This is a genomic window from Rhodovulum sp. 12E13, assembly GCF_003340565.1.
In the GTDB taxonomy this organism is placed as follows: Bacteria; Pseudomonadota; Alphaproteobacteria; order Rhodobacterales; family Rhodobacteraceae; genus HLUCCA09.
In genome coordinates this window covers 1-6,760 of the sequence record NZ_QPLK01000059.1, presented here as the reverse complement: position 1 = coordinate 6,760, position 6,760 = coordinate 1, and the positions used below count along the sequence as shown (strand labels likewise).

The following is a 6,760-nucleotide window of genomic DNA, read 5'->3' as shown; positions in this document are numbered from 1 at the left end:
TTCCTGCGGTGTCGGACGGGCAAGCAGGCGGCCGAACTCGGTCGAATCGAAGCGGGGCATGGCAGGTCTCCGGCAGGCTCAGAAGCCGCCGATCCTACTCTACTGACGGACAAGAACAAAGGGCGAATCAACACGGTTTGCTGACACCGCCCGATCCTTAATGGTGCGGGCGGTGGGAGTCGAACCCACACGGGCTGTCGCCCCAGGCATTTTAAGTGCCATGCGTCTACCGTTCCGCCACGCCCGCGACGTGCATGCCGCAAGGCATGGCACGGCGGGGCGCTGTCTGCCAGTGGGTCGGTGGGCTTGGGCCCCCGCCCTGGCGGCGCATTGGCAGGTGCGCGGCCCTGCAGGGTGGCTTCAGAGGTCTTCCGCGCCGAGCCGTTCCTTCAGCACCGGCAGGAGGGCGCGCTCGGACAGGTGGGGGTTGAGGGCGAGCGCCGCCTCCAGCGCGGCGAGGGCCTTGCGGTCCTGACCCAGCCCCATCAGCGACAGCGCCTTGCCAGACAGCGCGCCGACATGCCGGGGGCTGCGTGCGAGCGCGGCGTCGAGATCGCTCAGCGCCGCGGCGTAGTCGCCCGCGAGATAGCGGGCGAAGGCGCGCTGGTTGTAGCCCTCGGCGTAGTCGGGACAATAGGCGACCAGCTCGTCCAGGGCCCTCAGGGCCGTGGCGAGGTCGCCGAGGCGCAGGCGGGCCATGCCGCGGTCGAGGAGCGCCTGGGCCCTTGCGTCGGGGGCATCCGTCCAGAGCGCCCAGAGCGCGGCGTTGAACTTGCGGGCGGCGGCCGCGTCGGGCGCGGCGCGCAGCGCGTCGATCAGGCGCGACTCCTCCGCCGCGTCGGGGGTGGCGGGCGGGCACTCCGCCCCGGCCGGCTGGCTGGCCGCGACCGTTGCAGAGCACAGGGTGAGCGCGAGCGCGATTGCGCGATGCAGGAGCGGTGCTGCCGCGCCCCGAAGCGCGGGGCGCGGCGCGGGAGGGGCGCGGCGTATCATGGCGCTCAAGGTGCGGCGGCACGAAGCCGCGTCAAGCCGCCGCGGCCCGCTATTGACCGCGCCGGCCCGTGCCGTAGCTTGCGCGCCATGTTCTTCTTCCCGATCCGCGATCACAACCCCTCGGGGCGGACACCCTGGGTCACTTGGCTGTTGATCGCGGCCAACATCCTGATCTTCCTGTCCTACCAGGGGCTGGGGCAGGACGAGCGGACGGTCGGTCTGGTCTATGTCACCTTCGGCCTGATCCCGGCCGATGCGACGATCCTCTCGGCGATCACGTCGATGTTCCTGCACGGGGGCTGGCTCCACCTCGCGGGGAACATGCTGTTTCTCTGGATCTACGGCGACAACATGGAGGACGAGCTCGGCCATGTCGGCTTCGCCGCCTTCTACACGGTCGCCGGCGTCGCGGCGAGCTATGCCCATGTCGCGGCCGAGCCGGCCTCGCCGGTGCCGCTGGTCGGGGCCTCCGGGGCGATCGCGGGCGTGATGGGGGCCTACCTGCTGTTCTTCCCCAGGGCGCGGGTCGACATTCTGTTCGTCATCCTTCTCTTCTTCAGGATCGTGCCCATACCGGCGTGGATCGTCCTGGCCTTCTGGTTCGGAACGCAGATCGTCTCGGGTGCGGCGACGCCGGAGGGCGCGGGAGGGGTGGCCTACTGGGCGCATGCGGGGGGCTTTCTCGCCGGCATCGCGCTGGTGTTGCCGGTCTTCCTGCGGCGGGGCGGGCCGGCCTACTGGCGGCAGACCCATGGCCACCCGCCGCACCCGGAGGCATCCTACACGCGCACGGTCATCCCGTCTGCCGGGCGCCGCCGCCACTCGGGCGTGAGGGGCGGCGATGCAGGCGGCGGGCGGCGCGGCCCCTGGGGCTGAGCGCCCTCGCTCGCGCTACGCCCGCACCCCCTCGCCACGCGCACCCGGCGCCAAGCCCGCACGCCCTTCGACGCCGGGCGGCGGCGGGCCTGCGCCGGGCGCCCTTCCTCACCGGGCCGGGCCATGCGACAGGCGGGGCATGGAGCCGTGGATCGCCGCCACCCTCGCCGCCGCCTTCTTCCAGTCGATCCGCTTCGCGCTGCAGAAGCGGTTGACCGCGCCCGCGCCGGGGGGCGCCGGCCTGTCGGCCACCGGTGCCACCTGGGCGCGCTTCCTGTGGTTGGCGCCGCCGCTCGGCCTCGCTCTCGCGCTCTGGTTCGCGGCGACGGGCACGGCGCTGCCCGCCCTTTCTGCGCGGTTCTGGACCTTCGCGCTGGCGGGCGGCGTGGCACAGATCCTCGCGACGGTCTGCGTCGTCGCCCTGTTCCGCTTCCGCGCCTTCGCCGTGGGCCTGACCTTCAAGAAATCGGAGGTGCTTCAGACCGCCGCTCTCGGCTGGCTCATCCTCGGCGACGCGGTGAGCGGGCCGGCGCTGGCCGCCCTCGCCGCGGGCTTCGGCGGGCTCGCGATCCTCTCGGCCCCACCCGCCGGCGCCGCGCGGGGGCAGGCGGCGCGCGCCACCGCGCTCGGGCTGGCCTCTGGCGCCTTCTTCGCTGGGGCGGGCGTCGGCTATCGCGGCGCGGTGCTCGAGATCGACGGCCCCGTGGCGCTGCAGGCGGCGGTGGCGCTGGCCATCGTCACGGCGGCGCAGACGGCGCTGATGGCGGCGTGGTTTCTCTGGCGCGACCGGGCGCAGGCGCGGGCGGTGCTGGCCGCGTGGCGCCCCGGGCTGGCGGTGGGGCTGACCTCGCTCGCCGGCTCGCTGGGGTGGTTCGCGGCCTTCGCGCAGGCCAACGCGGCCTACGTCTTCGCGCTGGGGCAGGTGGAGTTGCTCTTCGGGCTGATCCTCGGGCGCGTCTGGTTCGGCGAGCGGCCCTCGGCGCGGGAACTGGGGGGCATGGCGCTGCTCGTCGCCTCGCTCGTGGCGCTCGTCGCCGTGGTCTGACGCCTCAGCGCAGGCGGACGACCGACGAGACCGGGTCGTCGTTTGTCACCAGCGGCACGCCGCCGGCCTGTGCGGCGCCGCCCGCGGCGAGCAGGGGCGCGATCTCGCCGAGCACCACCTCGGTGATGAAGGGCAGGTCGTGGGCGCGCACGCGGGCCAGCGGGATCCAGTGCAGGTGGCTCAGTTCCTCGGCGGCGCGCGAGAAGTCGTCGGCATCGCCCACGACCGCCGCCGCCGGCACGAGAAAGAACCGCGCGTCGAAGCGGCGCGGCCGGCCCGGCGGCGTCACCGCGCGGAAGACGAAGCGGAAGGCGGCGGCGTCGGGCCGGTGGCCGGTCACGGCGAAGGCGTGCCAGTCGGGGTGGGGCGGCTCCCACGCGCCGGGGCTGCCGAGCAGCAGCCCGGTCTCTTCCCAGACCTCGCGGATCGCGGCGGCGAGCAGCGCCTCGGGGTGGAGCGCGACGCCCGCCCGCGGGGCGTCGGCGAGCCGGCGCAGGCACGCCGCACCCGGCAGGCCGGCGAGCGGCACATGGGCGTCGGCCGGGTCGACCGCGCCGCCGGGAAAGACGACCTTGTTCGGCATGAAGGCGGCCGCGGCGCCGCGGGTGCCCATCAGCACCTCGGGCCCCTCGGCGCCGGTGCGCCACAGGATCACCGTGGCGGCATCGCGGATGGCGCCCTTGTCGGGGGGCGCCCCGGCGCGGCCCGCGGCCGGGGGCGGCGCCGCTTCAGCCATCGACGCCGGCCCCGGCCGGGCGGCCCTCGCCGAAGCCGTGCATCCGCTTGGCCCATTGCAGCGCGACGAAGGCGCCCTTGATCCGCGGCAGCAGCCACAGCGACAGGCCGCCGAAGGCGAGGCACAGGATCGTGGCGAGGATCAGCGGGTCTGGCTCGAACGCCACGAACGAGACGTGCAGGACCGGCGCCATCAGGTGCCCCACCAGCAGGATCGTCAGGTAGGCCGGCCCGTCGTCGGCCCGCTGGTGGTGCAGATCCTCGCCGCAAGCAGGGCAGGCGGGCCGCACCTTGAGATAGCCCGAAAAGGCCGGGCCGGCCCCGCAGGACGGGCAGCGCCGCCGCCAGCCGCGCCGCATCGCCTGGCCGAGCGGGCGCTCGTGTTCCGGGTGCTCGGCCTTGGCCTCGGCATGGCTGTCCGGCGCGGTCGCTGGGCCGTGGCGCGGCCGGTCGTCTCTTGGCATGGGTGCGCTCCTTCGTGACCCTGCATGTAGGCGAGGGGGCCGACGGGGGCGAGCCTTGCCCTCGCGTTTGCGTCCGAGTGCCGCGCCGTCGCGAGGAATCCTCGCGCGCAGCGACGGAACGGGCGGGCTGCGGCGTGAAAGAGGCATCGCGCTTGCGGCGCGAAACCGAACACATTGACCCGACCAGGAGACGAAGATGACCAGACCTGCCCTGCTCGCCACCGCGATCGCCCTCGGCCTCGGCGCCACGATGCCCCTCGCCCTGCCGGCCGAGGCTCAGGGAATGGGGCCGCGCGGCGACCGGCCCGACTTTGCCACGCTCGACACCGACGGCGACGGCCGGATCACCGAGGCGGAGATGGCGGCGCGCCGCGACGCGGCCCTGGCCGAGCGTTTCGCCGCGATGGATGCCGACGGCGATGGCGCGGTGACCCTGCAGGAGATGCGGGAGGCGCCCGCCGCGCGCTTCGCCGCACGGATGCTCGAACGTTTCGACGCCGATGGTGACGAGGCGATCTCGCGCGACGAGCTGATGGCCGGGGCCGATGCCCGCCGCGATGCGCGGGGCGACAGCATGTTCGGCCGGCTCGATGCCGACAATGACGGCGCGATCGGCGCCGATGAGTTCGCCGAGATGCACGAGGGGCGCGGCCGCATGGGCGGCATGGGCCGGCATGGCGGCGACGGTTTCGGCTGGATGGAGCACGGCCGCGGCCCCTGGCGCGAGTGAGCGACGCCGCTCCGGACGGGGCGCGGGGGGCGCGCCGGCGCGTTGCCCCCCGGCCCCGGCCCGAGTAGCCGAGGAGGGAGAGAATGGCTCGAGCAAGCGCCCGGAGACGGCATGGAGCCGCACCAGACGACCGGCGAGATGGGGCAGGGGGCTGATGGCCGCAGCGCCTCCGACCGCGATGCCGACCTGCTCGCGGCCTATGCTGCCGGCGAGGCCCACGCCGCGCGGGCGCTGCTCGAGCGGCTGGGGCCGCGGGTGCTGGCGCTCGCCACGCGGATGCTGGGCGACAGGGCCGAGGCAGAGGACGTGACGCAGGAGGCGATGCTGCGGCTCTGGCGGCAGGCGCCGCGCTGGCGGGATGGCGAGGCGAAGGTGTCGACCTGGCTGACCCGCGTGGCGCTGAACCTCGCCACCGACCGGCTGCGCCGCCGCCGCGGCGTGCCGCTCGACACGGCCTTCGGCGAGGGCGCCGAGCCCGCCGACGGGCGCCCGGGCGTCGAAGCCGGCCTCCGCGCGGCCGAACGGGCGGCGGCGCTGCGCACCGCGCTCGCCGAGTTGCCCGAGCGGCAGGCGCAGGCCGTGGCGTTGAGGCATCTGGAGGGGTTGTCGAACCCCGAGATCGCCGCTGTCATGGCGCTGAGCGTCGAGGCGGTGGAGAGCCTGACCGCGCGGGGCCGCCGCGCGCTGGCCGCGCGGCTCGGCGAGCGGCGGGGCGCGCTGACGCTGGAGGATGGAGATGACTGACGAAAGGGCCACGTCCGTGCCCGCCGGCCGGGGGCCAGAGACCGAGGCGGGCGACGCGCTCGAGAGCGCCTTCGCGGCCGCGCGGGCCCAGGGCGACCCGGCCGCGCCGCTGCCCGCGGGGCTGATGGCCCGTCTGCTGGCCGAGGCCGGGGCCGAGCGCCCCCCGGCCGCCGCGGCCGTGGCGGGCGCTTCGGCCCCCGCAGGCGGCATCACTGCCTGGCTCGGCAGCCTTTTCCGCCCGGCGGATCGGGGCGGCGGGCTCGGCTGGGGCGCGGCAGGCGGGATCGCGGCGTGCGGTCTCGCCGGGCTGTGGCTGGGATACGCGCCGCCGCCCGCCCTCGAGGGGCTGACCGGGGGCGTCGCGGCGACGGTCTTTGCCGACGGCGATGCCCTCGCCACATCCGAGTTGCTCGCCCCGCTTGACGGGGGGCTCGACGGGGGGCTGTGGGATGTCTGAGGCGCCGCCTCCCGACCGGCCGGGGCCCGCCGGCCCCGTGGCCGGGCCGCGCGGCTCGCGCGTGTGGCTCAAGGTGGCGCTCTTCGTGTCGCTCGGGCTCAACCTGCTGGTCGCCGGCTTCGTCGCCGGCGCGGTGCTCGGCCGCGACACGCATGTCCGGCCCGTGGCCGCCGACATGGCGCGCGATCTCGGCCTCGCCCCCTATGTCGGCGCGCTCTCGCCCGCCGACAGACGCGCCATCGCGCGCGACGTCCGGTCGGCGCTGCGGGCGCAGGGGGGGAGACGCGCGCTCCGGTCCGAGGCGCGGGCGAGCTTCGCGGCGGTGCTCGCCGCGCTTCGGGCCGAGCCTTTCGACCGTGCCGCGCTCGAGCGCCTGCTCGCCGGGCAGGTGGCGCGGGCCGAGATGCGCCGGTCGCTGGGTCAGGCGGCGCTGCTCGACCGGCTCGAAGAGATGTCGCCCGAGGCGCGTGCCGCCTTTGCCGACCGGCTCGACGCCGGTCTGCGCCGCCCCTCTCCGGCCGACGCGCGGGTGGAAGGGGGGCGCAACGGCGAAGTGCGGGACGGCGAAGGGCGGGACGGGGGAATGCCGCGCTAGGATGCGTACCCATAAAGGGGGTTCACGCGTTTCTTGCTTGCTGATTCACTGCCACCAGCGATGGAGGCAATGATGGCACGCTTTGATCTGACCGATTTCGAGTGGGGACTGATCCAGCCGC

Annotated in this window: 9 protein-coding genes and 1 tRNA gene; 6 read left to right on the top strand and 4 right to left on the bottom strand. The window is 75.1% G+C overall.

Annotated features, from left to right (window positions below; genetic code table 11):
* Positions 1 to 161 precede the first annotated feature (161 nt).
* Together DLJ49_RS20425 and DLJ49_RS20420 are read right to left on the bottom strand one after the other, a co-directional pair.
* A tRNA-Leu gene (locus tag DLJ49_RS20425) sits at positions 162 to 247 on the bottom strand.
* A gap of 113 nt (positions 248 to 360) precedes the next feature.
* Positions 361 to 993 carry a tetratricopeptide repeat protein gene (locus tag DLJ49_RS20420; protein ID WP_233489347.1) on the bottom strand — a complete coding sequence of 211 codons (633 nt, stop codon included), beginning with the start codon at positions 991 to 993 and terminating at the stop codon, positions 361 to 363.
* An 87-nt stretch (positions 994 to 1,080) separates the two neighbouring features.
* On the opposite strand from DLJ49_RS20420, the gene DLJ49_RS20415 reads away from it, so the two are divergent.
* Complete coding sequence (locus DLJ49_RS20415; protein WP_115395357.1) at positions 1,081 to 1,869, top strand: rhomboid family intramembrane serine protease; 789 nt, start codon at positions 1,081 to 1,083, stop codon at positions 1,867 to 1,869.
* A gap of 139 nt (positions 1,870 to 2,008) precedes the next feature.
* Positions 2,009 to 2,914: an EamA family transporter gene (locus DLJ49_RS20410; protein ID WP_115395356.1), complete on the top strand. Its 906-nt coding sequence runs from the start codon at positions 2,009 to 2,011 to the stop codon at positions 2,912 to 2,914.
* Between the two features lie 4 nt (positions 2,915 to 2,918).
* On the opposite strand, the gene DLJ49_RS20405 is transcribed toward DLJ49_RS20410, so the two are convergent.
* On the bottom strand, positions 2,919 to 3,650 hold the full coding sequence (locus DLJ49_RS20405; protein WP_115395355.1) for an NUDIX hydrolase: 732 nt from the start codon (positions 3,648 to 3,650) through the stop codon (positions 2,919 to 2,921).
* A complete protein-coding gene (locus DLJ49_RS20400) occupies positions 3,643 to 4,008 on the bottom strand; it encodes a DUF983 domain-containing protein (RefSeq protein WP_233489350.1) in 366 nt (121 codons plus the stop codon). The genes DLJ49_RS20405 and DLJ49_RS20400 overlap by 8 nt, the downstream gene beginning before the upstream one ends.
* Positions 4,009 to 4,309: 301 nt before the next feature.
* Here DLJ49_RS20400 and DLJ49_RS20395 point away from each other — a divergent pair, with 301 nt between their 5' ends.
* From DLJ49_RS20395 to DLJ49_RS20380, 4 genes are all read left to right on the top strand, one after another.
* Positions 4,310 to 4,843: an EF-hand domain-containing protein gene (locus tag DLJ49_RS20395; RefSeq protein ID WP_115395353.1), complete on the top strand. Its 534-nt coding sequence runs from the start codon at positions 4,310 to 4,312 to the stop codon at positions 4,841 to 4,843.
* 138 nt (positions 4,844 to 4,981) lie between these two features.
* The gene (locus tag DLJ49_RS20390) at positions 4,982 to 5,587 is read left to right on the top strand and encodes an RNA polymerase sigma factor (protein WP_115395358.1); all 606 of its coding nucleotides are present in this window, start codon (positions 4,982 to 4,984) and stop codon (positions 5,585 to 5,587) included.
* The gene (locus tag DLJ49_RS21950; RefSeq protein ID WP_158547531.1) at positions 5,580 to 6,044 is read left to right on the top strand and encodes a dihydroorotate dehydrogenase; all 465 of its coding nucleotides are present in this window, start codon (positions 5,580 to 5,582) and stop codon (positions 6,042 to 6,044) included. The genes DLJ49_RS20390 and DLJ49_RS21950 overlap by 8 nt, the downstream gene beginning before the upstream one ends.
* Entirely contained in the window at positions 6,037 to 6,639 is a 603-nt protein-coding gene (locus DLJ49_RS20380) for a periplasmic heavy metal sensor (protein ID WP_158547530.1), read from the top strand. The genes DLJ49_RS21950 and DLJ49_RS20380 overlap by 8 nt, the downstream gene beginning before the upstream one ends.
* Positions 6,640 to 6,760: the final 121 nt, after the last annotated feature.

Bases quoted from the DNA above. Each gene is read 5' to 3' on its own strand.
- DLJ49_RS20400 (WP_233489350.1), bottom strand. From the start codon at position 4,008: ATGCGGCGCGGCTGGCGGCGGCGCTGCCCGTCCTGCGGGGCCGGCCCG.
- DLJ49_RS20380 (WP_158547530.1), top strand. From the start codon at position 6,037: ATGTCTGAGGCGCCGCCTCCCGACCGGCCGGGGCCCGCCGGCCCCGTG.
- DLJ49_RS21950 (WP_158547531.1), top strand. From the start codon at position 5,580: ATGACTGACGAAAGGGCCACGTCCGTGCCCGCCGGCCGGGGGCCAGAG.
- DLJ49_RS20420 (WP_233489347.1), bottom strand. From the start codon at position 993: ATGATACGCCGCGCCCCTCCCGCGCCGCGCCCCGCGCTTCGGGGCGCG.
- DLJ49_RS20390 (WP_115395358.1), top strand. From the start codon at position 4,982: ATGGGGCAGGGGGCTGATGGCCGCAGCGCCTCCGACCGCGATGCCGAC.
- DLJ49_RS20405 (WP_115395355.1), bottom strand. From the start codon at position 3,650: ATGGCTGAAGCGGCGCCGCCCCCGGCCGCGGGCCGCGCCGGGGCGCCC.
- DLJ49_RS20415 (WP_115395357.1), top strand. From the start codon at position 1,081: ATGTTCTTCTTCCCGATCCGCGATCACAACCCCTCGGGGCGGACACCC.
- DLJ49_RS20395 (WP_115395353.1), top strand. From the start codon at position 4,310: ATGACCAGACCTGCCCTGCTCGCCACCGCGATCGCCCTCGGCCTCGGC.
- DLJ49_RS20410 (WP_115395356.1), top strand. From the start codon at position 2,009: ATGGAGCCGTGGATCGCCGCCACCCTCGCCGCCGCCTTCTTCCAGTCG.